Raw genomic sequence first — 342 nt, forward strand, 5'->3', positions numbered from 1 at the left:
GTTTAGAAACTAATGGATACTACTTAGAATCTCGAGTATAGAATTAGTCTTCTTTTTTCTTACGAGACACAAGTCCAAATCCGCTCATCAAACCAAGTACTCCTAGAGCTGCCAAAGCTACATGATCTTCCGTACCAGTATTAGGTAATTCTTTGGTTGCTTTAGTCGTTGGAGATTGCTCAGTCGGTTTTTGTTGAGGGGCAGTAACAACTTTTTCGTAGACATGCTCTGTGTCGCCGTTTGGAAGTTTCTTAGTCTCTACGAAGCGGTAACCTGGAATATCTTTCTTAGGTTGTTCACCGTCTTCGGTTGGATAGCCTGGAATTTCATTGCCTTCCTTAT

Annotated in this window: 1 protein-coding gene; it reads right to left on the reverse strand. The window is 41.2% G+C overall.

What is annotated here, in order from left to right; genetic code table 11:
• Nucleotides 1-43: 43 nt before the first annotated feature.
• The coding region (locus SORDD27_RS09465) for an LPXTG cell wall anchor domain-containing protein (protein WP_061428700.1) at nucleotides 44-342 on the reverse strand (299 nt) is incomplete at its 5' end.

Source organism: Streptococcus oralis, assembly GCF_001579025.1.
Taxonomy (GTDB): domain Bacteria; phylum Bacillota; class Bacilli; order Lactobacillales; family Streptococcaceae; genus Streptococcus; species Streptococcus oralis_X.